The 26,843-nt window shown below is 64.2% G+C and carries 32 protein-coding genes and 2 tRNA genes; 16 read left to right on the top strand and 18 right to left on the bottom strand.

The window, feature by feature from the left end:
• Positions 1-96: 96 nt before the first annotated feature.
• Entirely contained in the window at positions 97-1,149 is a 1,053-nt protein-coding gene (locus P9220_RS11475; RefSeq protein WP_309764956.1) for an NADP(H)-dependent aldo-keto reductase, read from the bottom strand.
• Positions 1,150-1,311: 162 nt separating this feature from the next.
• Here P9220_RS11475 and P9220_RS11480 point away from each other — a divergent pair, with 162 nt between their 5' ends.
• Complete coding sequence (locus P9220_RS11480) at positions 1,312-2,760, top strand: MFS transporter (RefSeq protein ID WP_309764957.1); 1,449 nt, start codon at positions 1,312-1,314, stop codon at positions 2,758-2,760.
• Positions 2,761-2,797: 37 nt separating this feature from the next.
• Positions 2,798-2,989: a hypothetical protein gene (locus tag P9220_RS11485; protein WP_309764958.1), complete on the top strand. Its 192-nt coding sequence runs from the start codon at positions 2,798-2,800 to the stop codon at positions 2,987-2,989.
• Between the two features lie 5 nt (positions 2,990-2,994).
• On the opposite strand, the gene P9220_RS11490 is transcribed toward P9220_RS11485, so the two are convergent.
• From P9220_RS11490 to P9220_RS11510, 5 genes are all read right to left on the bottom strand, one after another.
• Positions 2,995-3,345, bottom strand: coding sequence for a hypothetical protein (locus tag P9220_RS11490; RefSeq protein ID WP_309764959.1), 351 nt, complete (start codon positions 3,343-3,345; stop codon positions 2,995-2,997).
• A gap of 98 nt (positions 3,346-3,443) precedes the next feature.
• The gene (locus P9220_RS11495; RefSeq protein ID WP_309764960.1) at positions 3,444-3,647 is read right to left on the bottom strand and encodes a hypothetical protein; all 204 of its coding nucleotides are present in this window, start codon (positions 3,645-3,647) and stop codon (positions 3,444-3,446) included.
• Positions 3,648-3,677: 30 nt separating this feature from the next.
• Positions 3,678-4,067: a DUF5594 family protein gene (locus P9220_RS11500; protein ID WP_309764961.1), complete on the bottom strand. Its 390-nt coding sequence runs from the start codon at positions 4,065-4,067 to the stop codon at positions 3,678-3,680.
• A 34-nt stretch (positions 4,068-4,101) separates the two neighbouring features.
• The gene (locus P9220_RS11505) at positions 4,102-4,404 is read right to left on the bottom strand and encodes a hypothetical protein (protein ID WP_250451351.1); all 303 of its coding nucleotides are present in this window, start codon (positions 4,402-4,404) and stop codon (positions 4,102-4,104) included.
• Positions 4,405-4,489: 85 nt separating this feature from the next.
• Complete coding sequence (locus P9220_RS11510) at positions 4,490-4,741, bottom strand: hypothetical protein (RefSeq protein WP_309764962.1); 252 nt, start codon at positions 4,739-4,741, stop codon at positions 4,490-4,492.
• 142 nt (positions 4,742-4,883) lie between these two features.
• Here P9220_RS11510 and dusA point away from each other — a divergent pair, with 142 nt between their 5' ends.
• From dusA to P9220_RS11525, 3 genes are all read left to right on the top strand, one after another.
• Positions 4,884-5,888, top strand: coding sequence for a tRNA dihydrouridine(20/20a) synthase DusA (dusA, locus tag P9220_RS11515; protein ID WP_309764963.1), 1,005 nt, complete (start codon positions 4,884-4,886; stop codon positions 5,886-5,888).
• Positions 5,889-6,024: 136 nt separating this feature from the next.
• Positions 6,025-6,100, top strand: a tRNA-His gene (locus tag P9220_RS11520).
• 158 nt (positions 6,101-6,258) lie between these two features.
• The gene (locus P9220_RS11525) at positions 6,259-6,684 is read left to right on the top strand and encodes a hypothetical protein (RefSeq protein WP_309764964.1); all 426 of its coding nucleotides are present in this window, start codon (positions 6,259-6,261) and stop codon (positions 6,682-6,684) included.
• A gap of 27 nt (positions 6,685-6,711) precedes the next feature.
• On the opposite strand, the gene P9220_RS11530 is transcribed toward P9220_RS11525, so the two are convergent.
• The 6 genes from P9220_RS11530 to P9220_RS11555 all read right to left on the bottom strand — a co-directional run bounded on the left by P9220_RS11530 (position 6,712) and on the right by P9220_RS11555 (position 9,993).
• On the bottom strand, positions 6,712-7,824 hold the full coding sequence (locus P9220_RS11530; RefSeq protein ID WP_309764965.1) for an enoyl-CoA hydratase/isomerase family protein: 1,113 nt from the start codon (positions 7,822-7,824) through the stop codon (positions 6,712-6,714).
• 28 nt (positions 7,825-7,852) lie between these two features.
• On the bottom strand, positions 7,853-8,470 hold the full coding sequence (locus P9220_RS11535; protein ID WP_309764966.1) for a TetR/AcrR family transcriptional regulator: 618 nt from the start codon (positions 8,468-8,470) through the stop codon (positions 7,853-7,855).
• Positions 8,471-8,537: 67 nt separating this feature from the next.
• Positions 8,538-8,726, bottom strand: a complete 189-nt coding sequence (locus P9220_RS11540; protein WP_309764967.1) for a hypothetical protein — start codon at positions 8,724-8,726, stop codon at positions 8,538-8,540.
• Between the two features lie 216 nt (positions 8,727-8,942).
• Positions 8,943-9,230 (bottom strand): DUF1488 domain-containing protein, encoded by a 288-nt coding sequence (locus P9220_RS11545; protein ID WP_309764968.1) that lies wholly within the window; start codon positions 9,228-9,230, stop codon positions 8,943-8,945.
• A 137-nt stretch (positions 9,231-9,367) separates the two neighbouring features.
• Positions 9,368-9,724 carry a hypothetical protein gene (locus P9220_RS11550; protein WP_309764969.1) on the bottom strand — a complete coding sequence of 119 codons (357 nt, stop codon included), beginning with the start codon at positions 9,722-9,724 and terminating at the stop codon, positions 9,368-9,370.
• Positions 9,721-9,993, bottom strand: a complete 273-nt coding sequence (locus tag P9220_RS11555) for a hypothetical protein (protein WP_309764970.1) — start codon at positions 9,991-9,993, stop codon at positions 9,721-9,723. The genes P9220_RS11550 and P9220_RS11555 overlap by 4 nt, the downstream gene beginning before the upstream one ends.
• A gap of 336 nt (positions 9,994-10,329) precedes the next feature.
• Between P9220_RS11555 and P9220_RS11560 the strand changes: the two genes are divergently transcribed.
• Positions 10,330-10,653 carry a hypothetical protein gene (locus P9220_RS11560; RefSeq protein WP_404980453.1) on the top strand — a complete coding sequence of 108 codons (324 nt, stop codon included), beginning with the start codon at positions 10,330-10,332 and terminating at the stop codon, positions 10,651-10,653.
• Positions 10,654-10,686: 33 nt separating this feature from the next.
• On the opposite strand, the gene P9220_RS11565 is transcribed toward P9220_RS11560, so the two are convergent.
• Both P9220_RS11565 and P9220_RS11570 read right to left on the bottom strand, forming a co-directional pair.
• Positions 10,687-11,184: a heme-degrading domain-containing protein gene (locus tag P9220_RS11565; protein WP_309764971.1), complete on the bottom strand. Its 498-nt coding sequence runs from the start codon at positions 11,182-11,184 to the stop codon at positions 10,687-10,689.
• A gap of 118 nt (positions 11,185-11,302) precedes the next feature.
• Positions 11,303-11,379, bottom strand: a tRNA-Met gene (locus P9220_RS11570).
• A 182-nt stretch (positions 11,380-11,561) separates the two neighbouring features.
• Here P9220_RS11570 and P9220_RS11575 point away from each other — a divergent pair.
• Genes P9220_RS11575 through P9220_RS11585 form a run of 3 tightly spaced genes read left to right on the top strand, consistent with a single transcriptional unit; the run spans position 11,562 to position 12,810 of the window.
• Complete coding sequence (locus tag P9220_RS11575; protein ID WP_309764972.1) at positions 11,562-11,942, top strand: DUF2946 domain-containing protein; 381 nt, start codon at positions 11,562-11,564, stop codon at positions 11,940-11,942.
• Positions 11,943-11,990: 48 nt separating this feature from the next.
• Positions 11,991-12,353, top strand: a complete 363-nt coding sequence (locus P9220_RS11580; protein WP_309764973.1) for a copper resistance protein CopC — start codon at positions 11,991-11,993, stop codon at positions 12,351-12,353.
• Positions 12,354-12,360: 7 nt separating this feature from the next.
• On the top strand, positions 12,361-12,810 hold the full coding sequence (locus P9220_RS11585) for a copper chaperone PCu(A)C (RefSeq protein WP_309764974.1): 450 nt from the start codon (positions 12,361-12,363) through the stop codon (positions 12,808-12,810).
• Between the two features lie 90 nt (positions 12,811-12,900).
• On the opposite strand, the gene P9220_RS11590 is transcribed toward P9220_RS11585, so the two are convergent.
• Positions 12,901-15,450 carry a penicillin-binding protein 1A gene (locus P9220_RS11590; protein WP_309764975.1) on the bottom strand — a complete coding sequence of 850 codons (2,550 nt, stop codon included), beginning with the start codon at positions 15,448-15,450 and terminating at the stop codon, positions 12,901-12,903.
• Between the two features lie 522 nt (positions 15,451-15,972).
• Here P9220_RS11590 and P9220_RS11595 point away from each other — a divergent pair.
• From P9220_RS11595 to P9220_RS11605, 3 genes are all read left to right on the top strand, one after another.
• On the top strand, positions 15,973-16,368 hold the full coding sequence (locus P9220_RS11595) for a plasmid mobilization protein (protein WP_309764976.1): 396 nt from the start codon (positions 15,973-15,975) through the stop codon (positions 16,366-16,368).
• Positions 16,369-16,625: 257 nt separating this feature from the next.
• Positions 16,626-17,306, top strand: a complete 681-nt coding sequence (locus P9220_RS11600) for a PspA/IM30 family protein (protein ID WP_309764977.1) — start codon at positions 16,626-16,628, stop codon at positions 17,304-17,306.
• 124 nt (positions 17,307-17,430) lie between these two features.
• Positions 17,431-18,657, top strand: coding sequence for a tetratricopeptide repeat protein (locus P9220_RS11605; protein ID WP_309764978.1), 1,227 nt, complete (start codon positions 17,431-17,433; stop codon positions 18,655-18,657).
• Between the two features lie 275 nt (positions 18,658-18,932).
• Here the strand turns inward: P9220_RS11605 and glgX are convergent, their stop codons facing one another.
• Positions 18,933-21,143 carry a glycogen debranching protein GlgX gene (glgX, locus tag P9220_RS11610; protein WP_309764979.1) on the bottom strand — a complete coding sequence of 737 codons (2,211 nt, stop codon included), beginning with the start codon at positions 21,141-21,143 and terminating at the stop codon, positions 18,933-18,935.
• 209 nt (positions 21,144-21,352) lie between these two features.
• Between glgX and P9220_RS11615 the strand changes: the two genes are divergently transcribed.
• The 4 genes from P9220_RS11615 to P9220_RS11630 all read left to right on the top strand — a co-directional run bounded on the left by P9220_RS11615 (position 21,353) and on the right by P9220_RS11630 (position 24,506).
• Positions 21,353-22,735 (top strand): DUF2252 domain-containing protein, encoded by a 1,383-nt coding sequence (locus tag P9220_RS11615; RefSeq protein ID WP_309764980.1) that lies wholly within the window; start codon positions 21,353-21,355, stop codon positions 22,733-22,735.
• A gap of 145 nt (positions 22,736-22,880) precedes the next feature.
• Entirely contained in the window at positions 22,881-23,321 is a 441-nt protein-coding gene (gene mscL / locus P9220_RS11620) for a large conductance mechanosensitive channel protein MscL (RefSeq protein WP_309764981.1), read from the top strand.
• Positions 23,322-23,671: 350 nt separating this feature from the next.
• Positions 23,672-24,163 (top strand): hypothetical protein, encoded by a 492-nt coding sequence (locus P9220_RS11625; RefSeq protein WP_309764982.1) that lies wholly within the window; start codon positions 23,672-23,674, stop codon positions 24,161-24,163.
• 133 nt (positions 24,164-24,296) lie between these two features.
• Entirely contained in the window at positions 24,297-24,506 is a 210-nt protein-coding gene (locus P9220_RS11630; RefSeq protein WP_309764983.1) for a dodecin, read from the top strand.
• 87 nt (positions 24,507-24,593) lie between these two features.
• On the opposite strand, the gene P9220_RS11635 is transcribed toward P9220_RS11630, so the two are convergent.
• Both P9220_RS11635 and P9220_RS11640 read right to left on the bottom strand, forming a co-directional pair.
• Complete coding sequence (locus P9220_RS11635) at positions 24,594-25,679, bottom strand: BMP family ABC transporter substrate-binding protein (protein ID WP_309764984.1); 1,086 nt, start codon at positions 25,677-25,679, stop codon at positions 24,594-24,596.
• A gap of 227 nt (positions 25,680-25,906) precedes the next feature.
• Positions 25,907-26,836, bottom strand: coding sequence for an ABC transporter permease (locus tag P9220_RS11640; RefSeq protein ID WP_309764985.1), 930 nt, complete (start codon positions 26,834-26,836; stop codon positions 25,907-25,909).
• Positions 26,837-26,843 lie beyond the last annotated feature (7 nt).

Below are 26,843 nucleotides of genomic sequence, written 5' to 3' on the forward strand. Positions count from 1 at the left end.
GTGATTCGGCCGGGCGGCGTCGCGGTGACGAAGCGCCCGGTTCATGCATCAATGCTGACACATCCGCGGCCCGATCACTCGAACCGCGTTGCGGCGTTACGGCGCGGGGTTCGGCTGACGCTCGTGCAAGGCCTCGATTTCCGCGAGGATCTCATCGGACAGTTCGATGTCCACGCTCGCGACATTCTCCTGCAACTGCGCCATCGACGTCGCGCCGATCAGCGTGCTCGTCGTGAACGGACGCGTGTTGACGAAGGCGAGCGCGAGTTGCGTCGGCGTCAGGCCGTGGCGCTTCGCGAGTTCGACGTAAGACGTGGTCGCGGCGATCGCCTGCGGCTTGCTGTAGCGCTGGAATCGCTCGAACAGCGTGATGCGCGCGCCCGCCGGACGCGCGCCGCCTTCGTACTTCCCCGACAGCCAGCCGAAAGCGAGCGGCGAATACGCGAGCAGCCCGACGCCTTCCTTGTGCGTGAATTCGGACAGCCCCAGTTCGTATGTGCGGTTCACGAGACTGTAGGGATTCTGAATGCTGACGATACGCGGAAGCCCCGCCTTCTCCGCCGCGCGCAGGAATTGCGCGACGCCCCACGGCGTTTCGTTCGACACGCCCACGTAGCGGATCTTGCCTGCCTTCACGAGATCGCCGAGCGCGGCGAGCGTTTCCTCGATGGGCACGGTGTATTCGTCGTCGATGTACGGATACGCGCCGCGGCCGAAGGTCATCGTGCTGCGGTCGGGCCAGTGCAGCTGATACAGATCGACGTAATCCGTCTGCAGGCGCGCGAGGCTGCTGTCGATCGCCTCGTTGATGTTCTTGCGATCGAACTGGTTGCCCGCGCCGCGAATGTGACGCGGATTGTGCGGCTGTCGCGCCGGCCCCGCGATCTTCGTCGCGAGCACGATATCGCCGCGCTTGCCCGCGTTTTTCGCGAGCCACGTGCCGATGTATTCCTCGGTGCGCCCCTGCGTTTCAGGGCGCGGCGGCACCGGGTACATTTCGGCCGCATCGATCAGGTTCACGCCTTGCGCGAGCGCGTAGTCGATCTGCTCGTGCGCTTCGCTTTCCGTGTTCTGCTCGCCCCAGGTCATCGTGCCGAGCCCGATCAGACTGACGTCGACGCCCGAATCGCCCAGTTTCCGATACTTCATCGTTTGGTTTCCTTGTATTGAAGCCTGCTGTTGACGCCTGCCGGCGAACTGTCCACGGCGGACCATGCCGACCAACCGCAGAAACTACCATAGGCGCGCGACGTCTGCTTCCACGGCTAGAATTCACGCACCGCGCTTTCCAACCTTCGAACAATCCTGCCGATGTCCTCTTCCACTGCCTCCAGCGGACCCGAACACGCGAAACGAGGCGCCTCGATCATCGTCATGCTGGTCGCTGCGACGTTCTTCATGGAGAACCTCGACGGCACGATCATCGCGACCGCGCTGCCGCAGATGGCGCATTCGTTCGGCGTGCATCCCGCCGACATGAGCCTCGGCATCACGGCGTATCTGCTCACGCTCGCCGTGTTCATCCCGATCAGCGGATGGGCCGCCGACCGCTTCGGCCTGCGCACCGTGTTCGGCAGCGCGATTGCCGTGTTCACGGCGGCGTCGGTGCTGTGCGCGACGACATCGACGCTGCCCGCGTTCGCCGCGGCGCGCGTGCTGCAGGGCATCGGCGGAGCGATGATGGTGCCGGTCGGACGACTGGCCGTGCTGCGCGCGACGCCGAAGGACGGGCTGATGCGCGCCATCGCGATCATCACCTGGCCGGGACTCGTCGCGCCGGTCATCGGGCCGCCGCTCGGCGGCTTCATCACGACGTATTCCTCCTGGCGATGGATCTTCTATCTGAACGTGCCGCTCGGTCTGATCGGCTTGTTGCTGACCTGGCGCTTCGTCGACAACGTGCGTGAAGATGCAAAGCGCCGCTTCGATTTCGTCGGCTTCGTGCTGTGCGGCATCGCCTGCGTGACGCTGCTCTATGCGATGGAACTCGTCGGCCGCAACGATGCGTCGTGGCCGCTCGTGGGCGCGCTCGTCGCCGTGGGCGGCGTGGCGGGCGTCGCGTCGTGGCGGCATCTGCGGCGCACGGAGCAGCCGGTCGTCGATCTGGCGGCGCTTCGCATCCAGACCTTCGCCGTGGCGATGGGCGGCGGCTCGCTGTTTCGCATCGTCATCAGCGCCGCGCCTTTTCTGCTGCCGCTGATGTTTCAGGTCGGCTTCGGCATGAACGCGTTCGATTCGGGCCTGCTGACGCTGGCGGTATTCGCGGGCAACCTGTCCATGAAGGTCGTCACCACGCCGGTGATGCGGCGCTTCGGCTTTCGTCCGGTGCTGATCGTCAACGGCGTGATCGCCGCCCTTTCGCTCGCCGCGATGAGCCTGCTGGCGCCATCGACGCCTACGTTCGTCATCGTCGTGGTGCTGTTCGCGAGTGGCCTGTCGCGCTCGTTGCAGTTCACGGCGCTGAATACGCTCAGTTTCGCCGACGTGCCGAAGGCACAGATGAGCGGCGCGTCGGCGCTATCGAGCACGCTCTTTCAGATGACGATGGGCGTCGGCGTCGCGGTCGGCGCGATTGCGCTGCGCATCGGCGAGTGGCTGCACGGGCACGATGCGCAGTCCATCGCACCGGAGGATTTCAGCGTCGCATTTCTGATCGTGGGGTTCGTGGGTCTCGCCGCCGTGATCGACCTGCTGAGGCTGCCGAAAGACGCGGGGGCGCTCGTGTCGGGGCATGGCAAGGCGAACGAGACGCGGCGCTAAATCTTGCGCGTTGCGTGCCGTAAACCACGGTATGAACATGCAAAGTCTGGAATCGATCGCCGCCGTGAGCGAAGCGGTCGCCGTCATCCGCCATGCGCGCGGCCTCAAGAACCCGAACGATCTCCCGGCCGGCACGCCGGAATGGAAAGCCGCGAGCGATGCGTTCGCCGACGACTTCCTGCGCGCGCTCGACGGCGAGCCGAGCGTGCGCTCGTGGTGGACGTTCTGACTGCCTCACCGTTTCAGCCAGTCTAGCCATCCGAGCGCGATCGCCGCGTTGACGATGACGCCGGCCGTCGCCGCGAGCGCCGCGATCATCGTCCAGAAGGCCGAGCGGCGGGAAGCGAGCGCCGATTCGCGGGCAAGCTGCGCCGCATCGTTCGCGGATGAAACCGACGCGAACATCGCCCGGAACTGTTCGTTCTGGCGCTCGGTATCCTTGTCGCGCAGCCAGGCGCGTTTGCTGGCCGCTTCGGGATCGGCGTGCGAGGCTTCCTCGAGATCGGCGCGAATCGATGCTTCGCCGGCGGATTCGTACCGGCGATAGCGGGCCTGCCGGGCGGCTTCTTTGTCGTTGTCGCTCATCGTTCCTGAGAATATACGGCCGGTCGTCGCGCAAAAGATCGCTCCACGCACCGCGCAGCGCCGTGCGTCGCCAATTGAAAAGCGTCGCCGCTCCTGCGTCAGCGATCGTTCGCCATCGCCTTGAGACGATCGTTGCCGGCGTCGCGTGCGGCGTCGGCGGTGGCGAAGTTTTCTTCCGACACCATCGCGCGCTTGACCTCCTGCGCCTCGAAATCGACGAGCGCGAGCACCCACACGAAGCCGCCTGCCTGTTCCGCCGTCTGCACGAACGCGCGGAGCCTGCCTTCATTCGACGATGCCATCACGATCTCCCATTCTTGAATGCGCTGCCGTCAGGGTTCGAAGTCGAGTCCGCCGAGCAACACCGACGGCTCCGCTTGCGAGCGCGTGACGAAATCGACTTCGCGCGCGCCTTGCCATGCGGCGAACTTCGCGCCGAGCGAATCCAGATACCGTTGAAAGCGCGCTTCGCCGCCGGGGCGCAGCAGGCGCTCGATTTCGTCCTCGTCCCAGGTGAGGAACACGCTCAGATCGAACGGATATTGACGCGCCCGCTCGCCGTTGTCATGCGGCGGCGCACTGACGTGCAGCCGCGTCGGTGCAAAAGGATGTTCGTACGGAACGATGTCGATACGCAGCCCACGGCCGATCTGCCGCGCGACGCATTCGACGATGCGCGGCATGAGTTCGGCTTCGAACCTGAGCGCCTGTTCCCGATTCAATGCATGTTCTCCGCTGCGCCCGAGCCGGATGCGATCAGACGGGCGGCAGGTCTTCGAGCGATTTCTCGATCTGCCCGTCCTGCACGCGCGCCTCGATGCCGACGTGGCCGTTCGCGTAGGGCAACGCGCTGACCTTGGGTCCGAGAAACGTTCGGCCGCCGAGAGTGAACAGCGTGCGGACTTCCTTGCCGCTTTTGATGGCGTCCACGACTTGCCGGACATCCACGATGCTGGTGGGAGCCGCCCATTCGTTCCTGGCGGAATCGAAACTGCCCCAGCGCACGTTGGTCACACGGTCGTTGACCCAGCGCACGCCGTCGATCGCCAAAGTAGCCATAGCTGCCTCCATGGTCGTCGTTCGGGGGTGGTGCTCTGACGATGCTAGCACGGTGCATCGTGCCGTGGCGCACTTGCCCATCGGCTTACTTCGCGATGGCGTCGCTCGCGGGACTGTTGTGCAGCATGCGGTCGCTGTTCGGCGGCGGGTTCGGGCGCTTGACGGGCATGTTGTCGGGGTTGTGCGGGCGCGTCGCGCTCGCTGCGGGCGACCCCGGCGCGTCGGGCGGCTTGACCATCGACGCGTTGTCGTCGGGGCGCGCGGCCTGCGTGTGTTGTGCCTGTGCGGCGAGCGCGGCGCAGAAAAGCGCGCCTGCCGCGATCAGTTGCTTTGCCATGGTCGCCTCCGTTCGAACGCCATCGTTCTGATGTGACAGGCGTTTGTCCGAAAGATTCGCGTCCCGGGCGGCGCAAACGTGATTGTCCCTCTGCGTTAAAATCGTGGATTCGCCGCCATTCGACGCCGTTCGTCTCATCGCCATGTCCGCCGTTCCCCAGATCAGCCCCCGCCGCGTGTCCGTTGCCCCGATGATGGACTGGACGGATCGCCATTGCCGGTCGTTGCATCGGCTCGTCTCGCGCCATGCGTGGCTGTACACAGAGATGGTGACGACCGGCGCGCTGCTGTACGGCGATGTCGCGCGGCATCTTGCCTTCACGCCGGACGAAGCGCCTGTCGCGCTGCAACTCGGCGGCAGCGAGCCCGACGATCTCGCCAGAAGCGCGAAGCTCGGCGAGCAGTGGGGCTACGACGAAATCAACCTGAATTGCGGATGCCCGTCCGAGCGCGTGCAGCGCGGCGCATTCGGCGCGTGCCTGATGAAGGAACCGCAGCTCGTCGCCGACTGCGTGAAGGCGATGCGCGATGCCGTTTCCATTCCGGTGACCGTCAAGCACCGCATTGGCGTCGATGCAGTCGAGGACTACGCGTTCGTGCGCGATTTCGTCGGCACGGTGGCGGATGCGGGGTGCGAGGTGTTCATCGTCCATGCGCGCAACGCCATCCTGAAGGGCCTCAGTCCGAAGGAGAATCGCGAGATTCCGCCGCTCAAGTATGAATATGCGTACCGGCTGAAGCGGGATTTTCCGCATCTGGAAATTTCGATCAACGGCGGCATCAAGACGCTGGATGAAGTCGAAGAGCACCTGAAGCATGTCGATGGCGTGATGCTCGGGCGCGAGGCATATCACAATCCTTTCGTCCTGGCTGAAGTCGATAAGCGCTTCTATGGCGCTACGTCGCCGGTTCCGACGCGGGAGGACATCGAGGCGGGGCTGATCGAGTATGCGCGTGCGGAGCTCGCCCGCGGCACGTATCTCGGCGCGGTGACACGTCATGCGCTCGGCTTGTATCGCGGCGAAGCGGGTGCGCGCGGATGGCGGCGCGTGTTGTCGGACAGCAAGAGACTCGCGAAGGGCGACCTCGGCATCTTCGATGAAGCGCGCGGCCACTTGCGCGATGGCGTCGAAGCGATCGAGGCGTGAAGCATGCCGGCAAGCACGGATCGCAAAAAAATGCTCGAAAGGGCTAGGCAAGCGGAAACTCAGTTCGTATAATCTCGCTTCTCGATCGGCAAGGCAATTCTGCTGAAGCGAGAAGGCAGTAAAACTGCTGTCAGTGGTGGCTGTAGCTCAGTTGGTAGAGTCCAGGATTGTGATTCCTGTCGTCGTGGGTTCGAGTCCCATCAGCCACCCCAAGATCTCAGGCAAAAAGCCCAGTCGAAGACTGGGCTTTTTGCTTTCCGGCGCTTCCAATGTGGTCATGCATCGGCCGGCTGCTCAACGCCCGCCCCTATAATGGCGCTCGTCACGATAACCGAGCGAGCCGCCGTCTCGCCCGCCTGCGGTCCAGCCAATGCAAAAACTCATTCTGCCGTTCGTCTCAGGCTTTCTCGCCGCCCTCTTCTTTCGTGAATCGACATACGCGCTGCTGCACGCAGCCGGACTCATCGATGCAACCGGCTTCTCCACCGCGCCGTTCCTGCCGCTCGGCATCCCCGAGTTCATCGCGCATGCGTTGTGGAGCGCCGTCTTCGCCGTCCTGATGGCGTGGCTGCTGCGCGTCGCGCCCGACAACCGCGCACCGTGGATCGGCGCGCTCGTGTTCGGCGGCATCGTGCTGACGGCGGTGAGCGCCTTCGTGATCGATCCGGCCCGCGGCATCTGGCCGGCCGGCAACATGCTGCCGCGCCTCGCGCCGAGCTTCATCGCGAACGCCATCTGGGGCTGGGGCGCGCTCGTCTTCATGCGCGCATTCATGGGACGCGGCGAGGCGCACTAGGCGCCTCACGCGCGAGTGCAACGACCGTCAGTCCTTGAGCAGCCGCAGCGGGTGCGTCGCCGGCGACCACGCGCTGTCGAACATGTGCTCGACGTCTTTCGGCTCGACATCCTCGGCGCGCCTGACCTTCCATGCCGGCTGATCGTCCTTGTCGACGATACGCGCGCGTATTCCCTCCACCACGTCGCCGCGCTCGAAGACCGAGCGCGTGAGATCGAGGTCGCGGCGCAGCGTCTCGGCCATCGTCGAGAAGCGCGCCCGATCCACCTGCTGAAGCGATACATCGACGGACAGCGGCGAGCGTTCGCGCAACTGCGCCGCCGTGCTGCGCGCCCACTTGCTTCCCGACGCGTCGGCTTCGCGTTCCAGCGACGCCAGAATCGCCGCGCCGTTGCCCGCCGCGAAACACTTGTCGATGAGCGGTCGGGCTTCCGCCAGCGCGCTGGCGTCGGGAATCGGCGAGACCTTGTACTTCGTCGTCTCGTTCTCGATGAAACGCATGATGTCCACGCCATCCAGAAAACGCTGGTGCCGCAGCGATTCGATCAGCCCGGGCAGCGCGCCATCGTCGAGATAGGCGTCGGCCATGCGGGCATAGAGCGCATCGGCCGCGCCCATGCTCGCGCCCGTCGCCGCGAGATAGCGGCCGATCGCGCCCGGCGCACGCGCCAGGAACCAGCTCACGCCGACATCCGGGAACAGGCCGATGCGCGTCTCGGGCATCGCCATCTTCGTGGACTGCGTGACGATGCGCAGCCCGCCCGTATGATGCGCGCCCTGCGAGATGCCCATGCCGCCGCCCATCACGACGCCGCCGACGACCGCGACATACGGCTTCGGAAACGTGAAGATCGCGTGGTTGAGCTTGTATTCGTCGATGAAGAACGCGTCGATCGCATCGCGGTCGCCCGCCTTCGCCGCGTCGTATAGAAAGCGGATGTCGCCGCCCGCGCAGAACGCGCGCGCATGCGGGCTGTAAATCATGACGGCGCGGATGGCCTGATCGTGACGCCAGGCCCGCAGCGCTTCGCTGATCGCGCGCAGCATCGGCGGCGTCAGCGCGTTGAGCGCCTTCGGACGATCGAGCGCAATGAAGCCGATGCCGTTGGCGGTGTCGATACGGATGTCTTCAGTGGTCATCGTGTTGAGAGTCGGAACGTTCTTTCGGTCAATCACCAGAGCCAGCGGCGCGCCCGGAGCCAGCGGCGAGCCATGCATCGAGCGACAGTTCGACGAGCGCCGCCACCGGCGTCGCTGGCGGCGTCGCGCCTGTCAGTTCCAGCGCGACGATGCCATGCAGGTTCGCCCACAACGCCTGCGCGCACGCAAGCGGCGCGACGGCCTTCAGCGCGGCAAACGCATCCGCGAAAACCGACAGCATCGCGGTGTCGGCAGCGCCCGCTGCATCGGCGGGTTCCATGAACATCAGCCGATACATCTCCGGCTCCGCCATGCTGAACTCGACATACGCGCGACCCATCGCTCTCAGGCGCGCGGCGGGATCAGCAAGCGTCGCGTGCGGAGCAAAGGCCGCGCGCAGTTGCGCATGTCCTTCCTCGCGCAACGCTCGCGCGATCTCGCCGCGGCTCCTGAAATGAAGATAGAGCGCCGCCGGCGAGTAGTCGATCGCATCGGCCAGCTTGCGCATGGAGAGCGACGCGAGTCCCTCGCTCCTCACGATGCCGCGCGAGACTTCGAGTATGCGCTCACGCAGCGCGTCGCGCTGCCGTTGCTTGTGCTGGCGCAATTGCCGTGTCCGCTCTTCATCCGGACCTATGCGAGGCATTGTCGGCACCGTTACTTTCCACGTCAATTTTGAAAACGGGCGGCGATGCCGCGCAAGACGCCGCCGCTCAGACGATCATCGGTCCGTCGTCGTCCCTGCGTGTTGCCGAAGCCGCACGATAAAGCGGCTCGTCCGAGTCGCCCAGCACGACCGAAGCGAACACGATGCAGAAGCCAAGAATCAGGACACCGACGGCCGCCCAGATGAGCCACAGTGCATTGGACTCGACGAGCGAATGAAGAAAAGAGTGAAGCATGACGACCCCGAGCGATTTTTATAATGGATGCTCTGTAGAGCGAGTGCTCCCGAGCAAGTAATATGCCGAGCGAATCGCATCGCACGCGGCAGAATCGTTGTCATGTTACTCCGAGGCGCGAGCGCGCGAAAGGAGACCGCCGCCGCTGGAAGCTCTTACACCGCATGCGTGTAAGAGGGTAAGAGGCGCTCATGTCACTCGCCTGTCACCGCAGCACTACTCCACCGTCACGCGTCCCGGCGGAAAATGCCCGCTTTTAAGAAGCACGGGCATGCCGTTCGTCACGCGCAAGTGTTCTCGCGCGACTTCCTCGATGCGCGCGCGCCCCGCATCGAACGCGCCGATCCAGCCGGCGCTGTCGTACGTCTGTGCGCCAAAGTGATCTTCGAGCGCTTCGACAGAAATGGCGCACGGCACGCGCCGGCCGTCGACCAGCGCGGCGAACTCGATCGTGAGATTGGAATCGCGATAATCCGGCGCGTCGGGAAGGAAACGAATGTCCATGATTGTCTCGTTGCAGAAACGTCTTTCCGCTCGGTGTCGCTGCGGCAAGCGGACTCGCGCGCGCATGACGTTCAGGGCGACCATGGTACTCGCCGATGCGCCGGCAGGTCCAGCGCGCGCCATCGCGCACGCGCGACTCAGGCGTCGAGCACGTCGTCGTCGATGTCGACGACGAGCAGTGAGCTCGCGCGCGGATCGGCGTAATTGAAATCGAGGTGACGGCTCATTTCGCGCACGCGCTGGCATACTCGCTCGCGTGCATCGTTCGGCAGATGCGGATAGTCGCGCAGCACGCGCGGGTTGAAGCGGTAATGTACGCCCCACGCGATATTGCCCGCATGATTCGCCACGCCGCCCGTGCGCCAGCTGACGAACAGCGCAGGTGTCGTGTCCGTGCCGATCTCGGCGATATCCGCACTGCTCGGAAACAGATCGACGAGGCAGTGCGCGATATCGTAAAGCACGGCGTGGCGAAGATGGATGGCTCGCATCATGTCGATTGCAGCAACCGGTCGATGTAATCGCGCGCCGCCTGTTCGACGTGCGCGAGTGCTTCCTCCTCGGTGGCGAAGCGCCGCTCGGGGCCGAGGTCGACGAGCGCCTCGAAGTGGCGCGCGTTGTCGGGACCGCCCTGCCCGAGGCTCACCGAACCGACGTAGATGCCCGCGCCCGCCTGACCGTCCTTGCCCTCGTGCGCGTGCACGAGTCGCGCCGATGCGCTGATGTAATAGCTCCGGTACGGTCCCGTGACTCTTTCCGCCATTGCTGTTGCCTCCTTGCCTGGTCGTGTGCTCGCGTCGCTCCGTACAGCACGAGGCGACTGCAAATCGAACCGATTACGAATCGAATAAGGCGCGCGATCCGGCAAATAGTTCACGGCACGTCAATGCTGGATCGAGCTCGCGCCTCGTGATCGACGACTCGCAAGGGGCGCGCCCGCGTCGCGTCGCCGGCGTATGGGACAATGCGGATCTCAAAAAGACGCGCGGCGCGGACTCGGCATCGCGCAGTCAGAACTCAAGAGGTACAGATGAAGGGATCCGATCGGCGAAAGAGCCGGCTCTCCGCTACTGCGAATACGGTTTCGATGCCGCGCGATATGCGCGACGTTTCATGGCTGCGCGCGTCCATGTTCGGCGCGGCGGCGTTAGCGATGGCGGGGCTGGGCGCCTGCGCGTCGTCGAATGATGCTTCGCTCATCAATCTGCCCGATGGGCAGACCGGCTACGCCGTCAATTGCAGCGGCGCGGACGCCGGATCGAGCTGGGCAAGCTGCTATGTGCTTGCCGGCAAGGCGTGCGGCGCGACGGGTTACGACATCGTGTCGAAGGACAACGAAGAAGGCGGGCCCACGGGCGGCGGCATCAGCAACGTGATATCGGCGAACGTGAAGAATCGTTCGATGATCATTCGCTGCAAGTAGGCTGGCGACGCCTGCCCCAAGCGACGCCGCCTTCTAGTGACGATCGAGCTCGAGCGACGCGAAGCTGTGTCCGAGGACGGCGCACAACGCCTCGACGACCATCTCGTGATCTTTCCGCTGCGGCAGTCCCGACACCGCGACCGATCCGATCACGCCCGCATTCGCGACGCGAATCGGAAACGCCCCGCCATGCGCGGCATAGTGAACAGGATCGAGGCCGTATTTGTCGGCGAGCGTGGCGCCGCTTTGCTGGAGCGTCAGTCCGATGGCATATGAACTGCGGCGGAAGTGCTCGACCGTTTTCGATTTACGCTCGGCCCAACGCGCATTGTCGGGCGTAGCGCCATCGAGTGCGGCGAAGAACAGGCGATGGCCGAAGGTGCGCACGTCGATCGCCACGGCTGCATCGCGCGCAAGCGCCATCTCGCGCAATTGCGATCCCAATTGCCAGGCGTGATCGGCGTGGAACTGCGGGAACACGAGCGTGTTCTCCTGCTGCGCGATGGCTTGAAGATCGTGTGGAAGGTCCATCGTCTTTCCTTGCGTGAGTTGGATCGGATGATGCCCGGATCGGCAGCGTGTCGCGCAAAAACAAAAAACCCGCTCAGAGGCGGGTTTGATGATGCGACGGGCTTTCCGGTTCTGCTAGTGGTTGCGGGGGTAGGATTTGAACCTACGACCTTCGGGTTATGAGCCCGACGAGCTGCCAGACTGCTCCACCCCGCGTCCGTCGAAGAAAAGATTATAGGGCATCGTTCTATCAAGCGCAATGATTAGTTGAACATTCGCGCTTTTGCCTAACAAACAAGCCGCGCGTTTTCGGCCACTCGGTCGCAAAGGCGTCCGAAGCGTGCGTGGCATAATCGACGGCTATCAATTCACCATCATCATCGGTACAAGAACGCGGCATGCAGGCTTTGCGTCGGGGAAAAATCGGGAGAGTCGGGGGGATCGTGGCCCTGTGTGCGATGCTGCTGCTCTCCTTCGCGCCCGCCGCATCGCAATGGCTGAACGCACAGCGCGTCGATGCGCAGTTCGCTTCCGTCTGCGCGTCGGGAGACTCGCGGGCGGAAGCGCCATCGCACGCCGATGACCACGCCCTCACCCAACTCGAAGCCTGCGGCTACTGCGACTTCATCGCGCATGCTCCGACGCCGCCGGCGCCTCATGTCGCGCTCGCGTCATTGCGCTTGCCGCGCGACTCATTCCCTGCGATAGAACGCGCCGGCACCATGCATCGCGTCCGCTTCGACGATGCCCAACCGCGCGCACCGCCCGCCCTCGCCTGACCTGCTGTTTCTCTTACAAGCTAATCAGGCATCACCAAGGACAACACCATGACGATCCAATCCGGCTTGCGCGGCATGCTCGCGTTCGCGCTCATCGCGTCGGCACAAGTCGCATTCGCTCACGCGCTTCCCAAGCTGCAGCAACCCGGCCCCGGCGCAACGGTCAGCGCGCCCCACGAGGTGTCGATCGTATTCGGCGAAGCGCTCGAACCGACGTTCAGCTCCATGCTCGTCACCAACGCGCAAGGCACGCAAGTCAATACCGCGAAGTCCGTCGTCGATACGAACGACAAAAAACACATGAGCGTCGCACTGGGCGATCTGCCGCCGGGCGTTTATAACGTGCAGTGGACGGCGGTCGCCGCCGACGGACATCGCACGCAAGGTCACTACAACTTCACGGTCAAGTGAGGCCGCAATGAAAAAAACCGCTGTACTGTTGGGCGCGCTCGTGTGTGCGTCCTTCGCGCCGTTCCTCTCCGCCGCGCACGCGGCCACGCTCGAAGCGCGCGACTGCTGGGTCCGTGCGATGCCGCCGAATCTGCCGTCGTCGGGATACTTCGTGGTCGCGAACAACGGCGACAAGCCCGCGACGCTCAGCGCCGCCGACACCCCCGCGTTCGGCATGACGATGATGCACAAGTCGGAAAACAAGGGCGGCACGGCGACGATGTCCGCGGTCGAAACCGTCGATGTCCCCGCGCACGGCACGCTCGCGTTCGCGCCGAAGGGCTATCACCTGATGCTCGAAGAGCCGGGCAAGGCGGTGCAGGTCGGCGCGACGATTCCGCTCACCCTCACGTTCGCCGACAAGAGCACGGTCAAGGTCGATTGCGCGGTGAAATCGGCGGCGACGGTCGGCAAGTAACGCCGCCGCAGAAGCGTTCGGAAAACGAAGCGCGCCGGGAGTCGTCAGACGCCCGGCGCGCTTTTTCATGCGTTCGACGAAGCCGTTACCTCACGGCCTGTTGAACATGTCCATGATCTGCCGGCGCTCGTCGGTGGTGACTTGCGGCACCGGCGGCGCCTGCATGCCGGCCGGGCCGACGCCGCCCGCCGTGGTGGAATCGCCGGCCATCGGATTGCTGTTGTCGAGGCCGATGCTCGCGACGAAGCCCGCGCCCGGCGTACGGTCGGCGAAGAAGAGTTCGCCGTCGACAGTCGCGATGCCGTCGGGCATCGGCATCTGCTGCTGCGGGATGCCACGCAGCGCGCGTCCCATGTACTCGACCCAGATCGGCAACGCGAGCTGCGCGCCGAACTCCTTGCTGCCGAGCGACTTCGGCTGGTCGTAGCCCATCCACGCCACCGCCACGAGCTGACGCTGATAGCCCGCGAACCAGCCGTCCTTCGCGTCATTGGTCGTGCCGGTCTTGCCCTGCAGATCGTTGCGCTTGAGCACGTTGGTGCCGGAGCCGGTGCCCGACGTCGCCACCGTATGCAGCAGGCTGTTCATCACATACGCGTTGCGCGGCTCGAGCGTCTGCGGCGCATTGCTCCCCGCGGTCAGCGGATCGGCGCGAGAAATCACCGTGCCGCGCGCATCCGCGATCTGCGCGATCAGATACGGATTGATGCGATAGCCGCCGTTCGCGAACACCGAATACGCCCCGCTCAACTGCAGCGGCGTGACGAGTCCTGCACCGAGCGCGAGCGGCAGATACGGCGGCGTCTTGTCCTTGTCGAAGCCGAATTTCTGCGTGACGAAGTCCTGCGCGTAGCTCGTGCCGATATACGAAAGGATGCGGATCGACACGAGGTTCTTCGATTTCTGCAAGCCGGTGCGCATCGACATCGGGCCGTCGGGCTGGTCGTCGTCCTTCGGCTCCCACGGCTCGCCGCCCGCCGGCGCGGGGAAATACAGCGGCGCATCGTTGATGATGGTCGCGGGTCCGAGCCCCTTGTCGAGCGCCGCCGAATAGATGAACGGCTTGAAGCTCGAGCCCGGCTGACGCCACGCCTGCGTGACGTGATTGAACTTGTTCTTGTTGAAGTCGAAGCCGCCGACGAGCGCGCGAATCGCGCCGTCCTGCGGCGTCATCGAAACGAGCGCGCCCTCCACTTGCGGCAACTGCGTGATCTGCCAGTTGCCCTTCGCATCCTTCGTCAGGCGAACGATGGAACCCGGCTTGATCGCAAGCGCCTTCGACGCATTGCTGCGCAGCGCCGCCGCGACGAAGCGCAGGGCGTCGCCGGAGATCGTCGCCGTCTCGCCGCCGACGAACTGCGCCGTCACCTGCTTCGGCGTCACCGACGTGACTACCGCCGCGACGAGATCGCCGTTGTCCGGATGATCGACGAGCGCATCTTCGATCGACTCGGCGCGATCATCCGATGCCGACGGCAAATCGATATGCCCTTCCGGCCCGCGATAGCCGTGACGGCGCTCGTAATCCATCACGCCCTTGCGCACGGCGCGATAAGCGGCGTCCTGATCGGCGGAACTGATGGTCGTCGTGACGGTGAGGCCGCGCGTGTATGTCTCTTCCTTGTACTGCGCGTACATCATCTGCCGCACCATTTCCGCGACGTACTCGGCATGCACGCCGTATTCCGTTCCGGACGACTTCGTGTGCAGCTCTTCGGCGATGGCCTGATCGTACTGATCGCGCGTGATGAAGTTGAGGTCCAGCATGCGTTTGAGAATGTACTGCTGACGCACTTTCGCGCGCTTCGGGTTCACCACCGGGTTATAGGCCGACGGCGCTTTCGGCAGGCCGGCGAGCATCGCGGATTCCGCGAGCGTGATGTCCTTCAGGTCCTTGCCGAAGTACACGCGCGCCGCAGCAGAGAAGCCGTACGCACGCTCGCCGAGATAGATCTGGTTCATGTACAGCTCGAGAATCTGATCTTTCGTGAGCGCGCGCTCGATCTTGTACGCGAGCAGCATTTCGTAGATCTTGCGCGTGTAAGTCTTTTCGCTCGACAGGAAGAAGTTGCGCGCCACCTGCATGGTGATCGTGCTTGCGCCCTGCGATGCGCCGCCGTGCATCAGATCCGTCACGCCCGCCCGAAGAATGCCGATGAAATCGACGCCGCCGTGATCGTAGAAGCGATAGTCCTCGATCGCGAGCACCGCTTTCTTCATCTGATCAGGAATGTCCTGGAAGCGCACGAGGCTGCGCCGCTCTTCGCCGAATTCGCCGATCAGCACGTGATCGGCCGTATAGACGCGCAGCGGCACCTTCGGCCGATAGTCGATGAGCGCGTTGAGCGACGGCAGGTTGGGCTCCATCACGACGAGCGCATACCCGACGATCAGCGCGCCGACCACTGCGGCGATCGCCGCGAGCCCCGCGAACCACATTGCGATGCGTGCGAATGGAGAGCGTCCGCGCCCGCCACGGCCGTCGCGTCCGCCGCCGCCATTGCGGTTATTGCGGTTATTGCGGTCTTTGCGGCCGTTGCCGCCGCCATCGTCGCGTGAGTCGTTGCGTGAGTCGTTCCAGCGAGGCTCGCGGTCGTATCGCGATGTTTTCGAAGAGTCGGGACGTTTGATGATAGGCATGACAGGGATGGTTCCGCGCGCGTAGAAGCGCGCGCTGCGTCGCTGATCGAGGCGCCGGCGAGCGCATGTACGCGGACGCGGCAAAGACGAGACGAGCGGATGAGCGGGCCGGTATCGACCGTGGGTAACAGCGCATTTTAAAGAATTCGGCCACGCTGCTACAAAACGCACCGCATTTTTTTGTAAGTAAATGCCGCCGGTCAGCCGATTCGCGCGGCTCAGGGAAAACGCGCGGTTACCCACAGAAAGTGTTGAGAGCCTTGTGGACAACCTTATGAGAAAATAGGCAAGCCATTGATCGGGCGCGGTTTTCCCTGCACGCTCAAGCGCTGTCCAGTTCGAAGCGAGTGACGGCGAAAGCGGGACTGCGTGCACGCACACTGACGCGCCGAACCGATATGATGGATGCTCGTTTTCCCGTCGTTTCGCCGGCGAACGATCGCAATAATGAAGTGACGCTGTTTCGATAATCAGGACCGCGTTTGCTATGTTTGCAATCGCCTTACTGTCTGCGAGCTGCTCATGACGACCAAGCCAACCGAACGCATCGTTGTATTCGTGACCCCCGCGCAGAAGCTCGCTATCAGCAAGACTGCGGACGATCTCGGCGTCAGCGTGAGCGAGCTGATGCGGCGCGCGGTGCTTAACTTCAATGCGACGAGCGAGCAGATCAAGGCCGCAGGCATCGTCGATCGCCTGCGCGCGCCGAAGACGCCCGATCCTCTCCATATCGCGCTGCGCAGCGTCGCCGCGAAAGCCGCGGCCCGCGAAGCGCGCGAAGCCGCGAACGCAAACCGGCGCGCGGCGAGTACGCAGATCGTGACGGGTTCGCCGACACCGCAACCCGTGCTTCCCGCCGATGCGGAACCTGCTAGCGAAGACGCGTCGCTGACCGGCGACGGACGCGCCGGCCACTGACATCATCGCGCCTCTTTTCGTGCCGCCTTTCCTTCGCGGCATGCGCTCGCGCGCCTTCACGCGCCGTTACACTCCTTAACGTTGCTTAAGTCCACATTAAGTCGCGGCGTGCTCTAATAGACGGGGTAAACCCGCGCACGAACGTGACACGCACGAGGCTTGCAAACCGCTCGACGCCCCCTCACATTCGACGCGCGGACAACAGTTCATGCGCGCATATGCGCAACGCATGCAGCGGTTCCATCAAGGAGAAATACATGTCGCTTTTCGATTCCATCTCGCGCACCGTCAAGGGCCTTCTGAACGACGCCGCCGACACCATGCAGGACCCGTCGCGAGACGCGCGGCAGATCGTGCGCGAACTCGACGACAGCATCGGCAAGGCGGAGAACTCGCTCATCGAGATCGAGGCGCAGGTCGCCACGCAGCAAAGCAAGCGCGACGCCGCCGCCGACAAGGCGAAGAAGTACGAAGACGGCGCGAAGCGCGCCTTGCAGGCCGGCGACGAAGCCCTCGCACGCGAAGCGCTTGCCGCGCAAGCCAATGCCGAGACGGAACGGGATGCACTCGCCGCCGAACTGCTGACCCTCGTGCCCTCGGTCGATCATCTCAAGCAGCAGATTGCGGATATGCGTCAGCGCCGCAACGACCTCAACGCGCGCTCGAACATCCTGCAAGCGAAGCAGCAGATCGCGCAAGCGAAGGACACGGCGGCGACGGCGCTCGGCGGCATCGGCGGAAAGAATCTGTCCGAGGACTTCCAGAAGCTCGAAGACAAGGTGCAGCTTGCGAACGCCCGCTCGGACGCGCGCCTCAATTCCGCTGACCAGAAGTCCGGCAAGGCGCTCGACGACAAGCTCGCCGCGCTCAACCGCGGGCCATCCGTCGAAGACCGTCTGGAAGCGTTGAAGAAGCAGTTGAACACGCCGGCGCAGTAACGATGCCTCTTGCCGCGCCGGGCATCCGCCTTGCGTCGGCCCGGTATCCGGCAATTCGCATGAGACCGGAGCTCGAAGCTCCGGTCGACAATGGAGACGGGCGTTTATCGCGTCCGGCCCGCTCATGAAAAAAACACTGACGGCTCTGGCCTTATCGATGTCCATCGCGCTGTCCGTCGCGTCGCCGCTTGCGTTCGCGGTGCCGACGGCGCAGCAGGTCGAGCAATCGATGACGCAGGGCAACTGGCGGCAAGCCGATGCGCAACTAAGCGAAGTGCTTCAGGCGCATCCGAACAACGCCCACGCGCATTACCTCTACGCGCAGGTTCTCGACCGCGAAGGCCGCTATAGCGATGCCCTCTCGCACCTGCAGCAGGCCCGCTCGCTCGATCCTTCGATCAAGTTCACGGATCCGTCGCGGTTCGCGTCGACCGAGGCGCGCATCCGCAACGACGCGAGCCGCGCGAGCACGAACGCCGGTACCGCAACGAATCGCAGCTCGAATGGCTGGGTCACGCAGAATCCCTTCAACCCGGGACAGGCGGCGGCGCCTCGATCGCATGGCCCGTCGATGGGTATGTGGATCGGCCTCGTCGTCCTTGTCGCGGCGATTGCGCTCGTCTTGCGCTGGGGCCTGCGACGCGCCCGCGCCCGCGACGACGGCCGCGCCACGGACGACCGCCGCGCGCAACTGAAGCGCGCGACCGAACTGCTGAACGACGTGCGTACCCTGAAGCTCGATGTGAAGCTGTCCACGGCGCCCGGCCACGAAGCGCTGCTGCGGGATGTCGAAGGCACGGAAACGCAGCTGCGCGAGATGGTCGAAGCGCTGTCGAACTCGAAGAATCCAGTGCCGCCGTATGCGATCGAGGATCTCGAGAATCAGATGGAAAGTCTGAAGGCGCGCGCGGAAGGCCGGCCCGATCCGAACGCCGCTCAGGCAGGTTCGCCGGGACAATCGCCGTATGCGCAGGAAGCCGAGCGTTTCGGGCGCTATCAGCAGCAGCCGTATCCGCAACAGGGACAAGCGCCCTATCCACAGCAGGGGCAACAGCCGCCCGTCATCATCCAGCAGGGCGGCGGCGGGTTCGGCGGCGGCATGGGCGGGCTTCTGACCGGCGTGTTGCTGGGCCAAGCGCTCTCGCATGGGCGCGACCGTGTGATCGAGCGCGAAGTCCCCGTCGAACATCGCAACGACGGCGGCAGCGGCGGCTTCGACTTCGGCAACAACGGGCTTGGCGACGCGGGCGGCGGCGGCCTCGACTTCGGCAACGGCTCGAACGACTGGAACGACAATAGCGGCGGAGGCATCGACCTCGGCAGCAACGACGACAACTGGCGCGATTCCTGATCGCGTCGTATCGATCAAGGCCCCGTTCCTACGGGGCCTTCGTCATTTCGGCCAGCGATTCACCCGCCGCCCAGAAAGCGGAGCAGCGCCCAGAGAAACTTGAAGAAGCCGACGATGAACTCCCAGACGCGCTCGAGCTGATCCCAGCTCGCGACGCGCAGCACGGTCTGTAGCATCATGCGGCATTGCCTGAAAAACGCATCGGAAACAATAAGGGCGGCTTTCGCCGCCCTTCTGCGATTGCAAAGATCGCATCATAACAATCGACGCCCGGCTCAACCGCCCGACTTGTTCTCGCCCTGCTCCGGCGGCACTTCGTCCGTCAGCGCGTCTTCCAGCCCCTCGATGATCCGTTGTGTCGCGCCACGCGCCTGAAGCGCGAAGAGCAGCAGCGAGCGGCCCGTCACCTGATAGACATCGCCGGCTTCGAACGTCGGCAATTCCTCGCGGATCGGCGCGTTCGTGTCGATCAGACAGCTCCACTGATCCGGCCCGGGGATATCCGGGAGCGTGAAGTCGACGACATCGTGATACGCATTCACGACCAGCAGCAACGTCGCGTCCGATGCCGGCTTGCGGATGCCCGTCGCCTGCGCGCGGCCGTCGATGACGAGCCCGAAGCAGCGCATGCCGGGATCGTCCCATTGCTCGGGCGCGAGCGTATCGCCGCTCGGGCTCAGCCACTTCACGTCGGCGACATCCATGTCCTCGCGATATTCGCCCGTGAGGAAGCGCTGGCGGCGAAGCACCGGCAGCGTATGGCGCAGCGTCGTCAGCTTGCGGACGAAATCGGTCAGCGCGCGGCCGTCGTCGTCGATGTCCCAGTTGACCCAACTGATGTCGTTGTCCTGACAATACGCGTTGTTGTTGCCCTGCTGCGTGCGGCCGAACTCATCGCCGGCGAGCAACATGGGCGTGCCTTGCGAGAAAAGCAGCGTCGCGAGCAGATTGCGCTTCTGGCGCTCGCGCAACGTGCGGATGTCGGTGTCGTCGGCCGGGCCTTCGACGCCGCAGTTCCACGACTTGTTGTCCGAGTGGCCGTCCTTGTTGTCCTCGCCGTTCGCGTCGTTGTGCTTCTCGTTGTAAGAGACGAGATCGTTGAGCGTGAAGCCGTCGTGCGCGGTGATGAAGTTCACGCTCGCCCACGGACGACGCCCGCGCTTGTTGAACTTGTCGCCCGACGCGGTGATGCGTTTCGCCAGTTCCGCCGCTTCGCCCTCGTCGCCCTTCCAGAAGCCGCGCACGGTATCGCGATAGCTGTCGTTCCATTCGGCCCAGCCCGGCGGAAAGCCGCCGACCTGATAGCCGCCGGGGCCGCAATCCCACGGCTCCGCGATGAGCTTGACGCTCGAAAGAATCGGGTCTTGCCGGCAACTGTCCAGAAAGCCGCCGCCTTCGTCGAAGCCGTACGGCTCGCGGCCGAGGATGGTCGCGAGATCGAAGCGGAAGCCGTCGACGTTCATCTCCGTCACCCAGTAGCGCAGGCTGTCGGTGACCATCTGCAGCACGCGCGGATGCGAGAGATTGAGCGTGTTGCCGGTGCCGGTATCGTTGATGTAGTAGCGCGCCTGCTCCGGCATCAGCCGATAGTACGACGCGTTGTCGATGCCCCGGAACGACAGCGTCGGTCCACGTTCGTTGCCTTCGGCGGTGTGGTTGTAGACCACGTCGAGAATCACTTCGAGTCCGGCCTCGTGAAGCCGGTCGACCATCTCCTTGAACTCGGCGACGACGCCCGCGCCGCGCGCGAAGAAGCGCGGATCGGCCGCGAAGAAACCGATCGTGTTGTAGCCCCAGTAGTTCGTGAGGCCCTTGTCGAGCAGATAGCTGTCGTTCACGAACGCGTGGATCGGCAGCAGTTCGACCGACGTGACGCCCAGGCTCTTGATGTAGTCGACCACTTCCTTCTGGCCGAGCCCTTCGAACGTCCCGCGCATGTGCTCCGGAATCGCCGGATGCCGCTTCGTATAACCGCGCACGTGCGTTTCGTAGAAGATGGTGTGCTCCCACGGCACACGCACGCGCGTGGCATGCGTCCAAGTGAAATTCTGATCGACGACCTGACACTTCTGCATGAACGGCGCGCTGTCGCGTTCGTCGAAGGTGAGATCGTCGCCTTCCGCGTTCAGCGTGTAGCCGAACACGGCCGGGTCCCATTTCAACTCGCCGACGTGCGCCTTGGCGTACGGATCGAGCAGCAGCTTGTTCGGATTGAAGCGATGCCCGGCTTCCGGCTCATACGGACCGTGCACGCGATACCCATAGACGGCGCCCGGCGCGAGGCCCTGCACGTAGACATGCCACACTTCGTCGGTGTACTCGGGAAGTTCGATGCGCTGCGTCTCCTTCTCGCCCTTCTCGTCGAAAAGGCAGAGTTCGACCTTGGTCGCGTTCGCGGAGAACAGGGCGAAGTTGACGCCCTTTCCGTCCCACGTGGCGCCGAGCGGGAACGGGGAGCCTTCGGCAATGCGATATTCGTTCGGCATGAGATGATAGTTGGATGAGGTGACGCGCACGGCGTCGGGAAAGAGGTCAGCTGCGTTGCACGGCGGAAATGGCTTAGGTCCGGCCTGGCGTCGCTATGTGTTACGTCGATCGAAGCAACGTCGAGCAAGCCGCGTACCCGCCCGGCGGACGCGGCTGGCGCGATGCATGCTCCCGATCAATCGTTTCGCTCGCCGAAGGAGAACACGCTTTGTCCACGCGCCTCACCTCCATTTCGACGGCAACCGCCACAGGCGCCGCCGACGAGAGCCGCGCGGCCGGCCGCGCGCTGCGCGACGCGGTCCCGTTCGAAGCCCACGCCGCATGGAAACCTGAGCCAGACCGGCCCGATCCCGTCGAGCGCGTGCTCGCGGGCAACGCGGGGCGCCAGGAACGCCTGCTGCCGCTGCGCATGGCGCGCATGGCGGAATCGCCGTTCGCGTTCCTGCGCGGGTCGGCCACCGTGATGGCGTGGGACCTTGCCAGATCGCCGTCCATCGGCCACAACGTCATCATCGACGGCGACGCGCACATCAATAATTTCGGGCTCTTTCGCACGCCGCGTCAGGACGTCGTCTTCGATCTGAACGATTTCGACGAGACGCTCGTCGGTCCGTGGGAGTGGGACCTGAAGCGCCTGACCGCGAGCATCAACGTCGCGGCGCGCGAGAATGGAGTCGACATGCCGGGGCGCGAGCGCGCGGTGCGCTCGGCGTGCGCGGCGTATCGGACGTCGATGGAAAAGCTCTGGCGCGTGAGCCCGTACGAGCTCTGGAACATGCGATCGTATGCGAGCGCGCTGCACATCGATGCACCGACCGTGCTCACCGACGACGAGAAGGCCACGGTCGAGAAGACCGTCGAGCGGGCGATGAAACGCTCGCACGCGACGATGCTCGCCAAGATGGCTGAGCCGGTCGGCAAGAGCTGGCGCTTCATCGTCGATCCGCCGATCCTCACGAAGCTCGACGCCGCCGAAAAGAACCACGTGATCGACGGCCTCAAGGCTTATCTGCAGACCATCGCGGGCGAGTGGCGAATCATGCTCGAACGGTACGACGTCGTCGATGTCGCGCATCGCGTGGTCGGCGTGGGAAGCGTCGGCACGCGCGCCTATCTCGTGCTGATGCTCGGCCGCGCGCTCGGCGATCCGCTCTTCATACAGGTAAAGGAAGGCATCGTACCGGCCGCCGCGCCCTTCGTGCCGCCGCTCGAAGAGCCGTATCGTCATCAGGGCAGACGTGTCGTGCATGGACAGCGGCTGATGCAGAGCTCATCCGATGCGCTGCTCGGCTGGACGACCATCGCCGGCCGCGATTTCTACGTGCGCCAGATGAAGCAGATTCGCGGCTCGATTCCGGTCGACTGGCTCCACGGCGCGACCTTCGACTTCTACGCTTGGTGCCTCGGTCTGCTGCTCGCCCGCGCGCACGCCCGCAGCGGGGACGCCGCGCTCATTTCCGGCTATTGCGGAAGCTCCGACCGGCTCGACGCCGCCTATGCGACGTGGGCCGAACGCTACGGCGCGCAGACGGTGGCGGATCACGCGGCGTTTTGCGCGGCGATCAGCGTCGGGCGCGTGAAAGCGGCTTAGCGGCCCGGCCGGTCGCGGCACGGAATCGGCGGCTGGCGGTTCGATTGACTATCATGGCGAAGCCACGCTTCGATGCACTTCTCATTGCGACGCCTCGCGGCGGCGCGATATCCATCGTTTCGAACTTCAAAAGGAGGAAGCCCGCATGAGCATGATCCAGGAATTCAAGAACTTCGCTCTCAAGGGCAACGTGATGGACCTCGCGGTCGGGGTGATCATCGGCGGTGCGTTTTCGACGATCGTGAACTCCGTCGTGAAGGATCTGATCATGCCGGTCGTCGGCCTCGCGACCGGTGGCCTCGATTTCTCCAATCTGTTCGTCCGCCTCGGCAACATACCGCCGACCTTCAAAGGCAATCCCGATTCGTACAAGGACCTGCAGACGGCGGGCGTCGCCGTGTTCGGCTACGGCTCGTTCATCACCGTGTTGATCAACTTCATCATCCTCGCGTTCATCATCTTCCTGATGGTCAAGTTCATCAACAATCTGCGCAAGCCCGAGCAGACAGCGCCGGCCGCCACGCCGGAAGACGTGCTGCTGCTGCGCGAGATTCGCGACGAACTCAAGAAATCGCCGCGCGTCTAGCCGGATATTCCCGCCTTATTGGCGCCCTGGCGCCTCGATTCGCTCACGGGTCGCGGCGCGTACAGCTTCCGTACGCGCCGCTTGGTTCGCACGCCCGCTTTTTTCTTCGTGAAGGCTATTCGCGCGGCTAGCAGCAGGTCTATTATTGAGACAGAAGTCAGATCGACACCCACAGGGGCATGCCGAGGGGATACCAGCGGGCCGCCAAGGTCATCGGCACGATTCGTGCGCGTCAGGTGCGTATCGGCAACCAGCCGGTCGCACGTCCGGACGGCCCGATTCACCGTGACCTGATCACATCGATGCGCTATAAAAGATCGACGTGCGGCACGCAAGACGGGAGTGGCCGCATGAGGACGCTGCGTTATCTGCAATTCTTTTTCAGGCGAATTTTTATGTCCTTCCCGAAAAAGCGTAGACGCGTGAAGGCCGATGGCGACGAATCGTTTCTCGCCGTGCTGCGGCATTTCAAGCCGTTCGGTCAACTGGATACCAAGATTGCACGCGCTCGCGCGCAGGACGAACCGGTGCTCTATGCGCATGTGCTGCCGGGACTCGATGTCCTGCTGTGCAGCGTGCGGGGCGCCCAGCCGCCCTATCCTGCCATCGACGAGCTGCACAGGCGCTGCGTCGAGTCCATCACGAACGCACTGGAGCAGCCGCTCGACGGACTCGAGAACGGCGGCTACTGGTACGAGGCGAATGGCTTCGGTTTTCTCGTGTTCGCAAGCCGCGCCCGCACCCAGATCCTGAGTGAATTCGGCGCCACGGCGTCAGCGCGCACGCGTCGCGGCACGCGCCGTCAGGATGCCGGCGACGCGGCTTCGCGTCCGCTGCGGTAGTTCTTTCGATGGTTTGAACCGGTCGGGGCCCGTTGGCCAGGGCACGCCGCGGCGCGTTCGCGCAAATGCGTTTCTCTGGCGTGGCGCGTGACTTGCTGCAGTGCGGCTTCGGGCACATCACAAGGAGAACATCATGTCGGAACACGTCTATAAGCAGATCGAACTCACCGGCTCGTCGACGCAATCGAGCGACGACGCCGTGCGCGTCGCGCTGGCGAAGGCATCGAAGACGTTGCGCAACATGCACTGGTTCGAAGTGACGGAGACGCGCGGACACGTCGAGAACGGTCAGGTGCTGCACTGGCAGGTGACGATCAAGGTCGGCCTGCGCATCGAAGACTGAACCGGGCGTCACGCTCAGTCGCTGCAAAAACGAACCGCGCCTCGAAGGCGCGGTTTGTCGTTTGTGGTGAATCGTGCGGGCAGCCGCTTATTTCGGCAGCGAGCCGTCCACGCCTTCCACGTACCAGTTGATGCGCTGCAGTTCCGGATCGGACAGCGTCTTGCCGGCCGGCACCTTCTCCGCGCCCGACTGATCCTTGATCGGACCGGTGAACACGTCGCGCTTGCCCGAGTGAAACTCTTCGCGCTTCGCAGCGACGTCCTGCATCGCCTTCGCCGGGATCACGCCGCTGTTCAGGTCTTCCAGATCGACGGCCTTCTGCGGGATACCGAGCCAGACCGGATCGTTCTTCCACTTGCCGTCCATCACCTTCTGGATCACGTCGTTGTAGTACACGCCCCAGTGCGCGACGACCGAGCCGAGATGCGCGTTCGGGCCGAACTTCTTCATGTTCGAGTCCCAGCCGAACGCATAGACGTGCTTCTCGTTGGCGGTGTTGAGCGTTGCGTTCGAATCGGTGTTCTGCAGCAGCACGTCCGCGCCCTGCCCGATCAGCGTTTCCGCCGCCTGCTTTTCCTTGCCCGGATCGAACCAGCTATTGATCCAGATGACCTTCGTATGGACCTTCGGATTCACCGAACGCGCGCCCATCGTATACGCGTTGATGTTGCGCACCACTTCGGGAATCGGCACGGACGCGACGAAGCCGAGCGTGTTCGTCTTCGTCACATAGCCCGCGGCCACGCCCGCGAGGTACGCACCCTGATACATCCGCACGTCGTACGTGCCGAAGTTCTTCGCCTTCTTGAAGCCGGTCGCCGACAGGAAAACCGTGTCCGGAAAGTCCTTCGCCACCTTCAGCGCGAAGTCCTGATACCCGAAGCTGGTAGCGAAGATGATCTTGTTGCCCTTGTTCGCCAGGTCACGGAATACGCGCTCCGAATCCGCCGATTCCGGCACGTTCTCGACTCGCGTGATCTTGATCTTGTTGCCGAACTTCGCTTCCGCTTCCTTCGTGCCGGCGTCGTGCGCGAACGTCCAGCCGGCATCGCCCGGATTGCCGATATAAACGAACGCGACGCCGGGCGCATCGGCGGCATGTGCGCTCGCCGCCGCGAGCGTCGCGGACAGCGCGACCGTGGCCGCGATCGCCTTCAGTCCTGCTCTATTCATTGCGTGATTCTCCTTTTGGATGTTGTATGCAAAACAGAAAACGGTTCGCCTGAGTGTCGGCGGTCAAAAAGCGGCGGCAGGCTCGGCGGGCGCGGTGCCGCTTGCGAGCAACAGCGCCGCGCGTGATCGTTCGGGGCTGGTTCTGCATGTTGCGTGATGCATGCAATGACTGCATGCAAAGAAAGCATGCAAAAAACCGAACGCAAAGAACCCAGAGCCGGCGCGCATCAGCTCGCCGCGAAAAACGGCTTGCCGAGCGATGCCGGCGCGTTGAGCTTGATCGTGTTCGGGTTACGCGAGATCAGCACGAGCACGACGATCGTCGCGAGATACGGCAGCATCGCGAGGAACTGCGTGGGCACCGGCACGCCGATGGCCTGCGCGTAGAACTGCAGCGCCATCACCGCGCCGAAGAGCAGCGCGCCGATGAGCAGCCGCCCCGGCCGCCACGTCGCGAAGACGACGAGCGCGAGCGCGATCCAGCCGCGCCCCGACGTCAGTTGCTCCTGCCAGACGTGCAGATAAACGATCGAGTAGTAGCCGCCGGCGATGCCGGCCATCGCGCCGCCGAAGAGCGTCGCGCCGTAGCGCACGCCGACGACCGGAAAGCCGACCGAATGCGCGACCGCCGGCGATTCGCCGACCGAGCGCAGCACGAGCCCGGCGCGCGTCTTGTACAGAAACCAGCCGATCAGCGCGAACATCGCGAACGCGAGATAGCCGAGCGGCGTCAGCGAGAAGATTGCGGGCCCGAGCACGGGAATGCCGGAGAGTGCCGGAATCGGCATGACGTCGATACTGGCGCGCACCGCCGCCGACGTGTACGGCTTGCCGACATACGCCGAGAAACCGATGCCGAAGATCGTGAGCGACAGGCCCGTCGCGACCTGATTGGCGAGCATCGTGATGGTGAGAAAGCCGAAAAGCAGCGCCATCGCGAGTCCGGCGAACACCGAGGCGCCGATGCCTAGCCACGGGCTGCCGGTCATCGCCGTGACCGCGTAGCCGGTGACTGCGCCCATCAGCATCATTCCCTCGACGCCGAGATTGAGCACGCCCGATTTCTCCGCGACGAGTTCGCCCGCGCCCGCGAACATCAGCGGGATCGCCGCGACGACCGCACTCGATGCGAGATTGCTGGCTTGATTGATGTCCATCTGTCTC

The organism is Caballeronia sp. LZ016 (genome assembly GCF_031450805.1).
Lineage (GTDB): Bacteria > Pseudomonadota > Gammaproteobacteria > Burkholderiales > Burkholderiaceae > Caballeronia.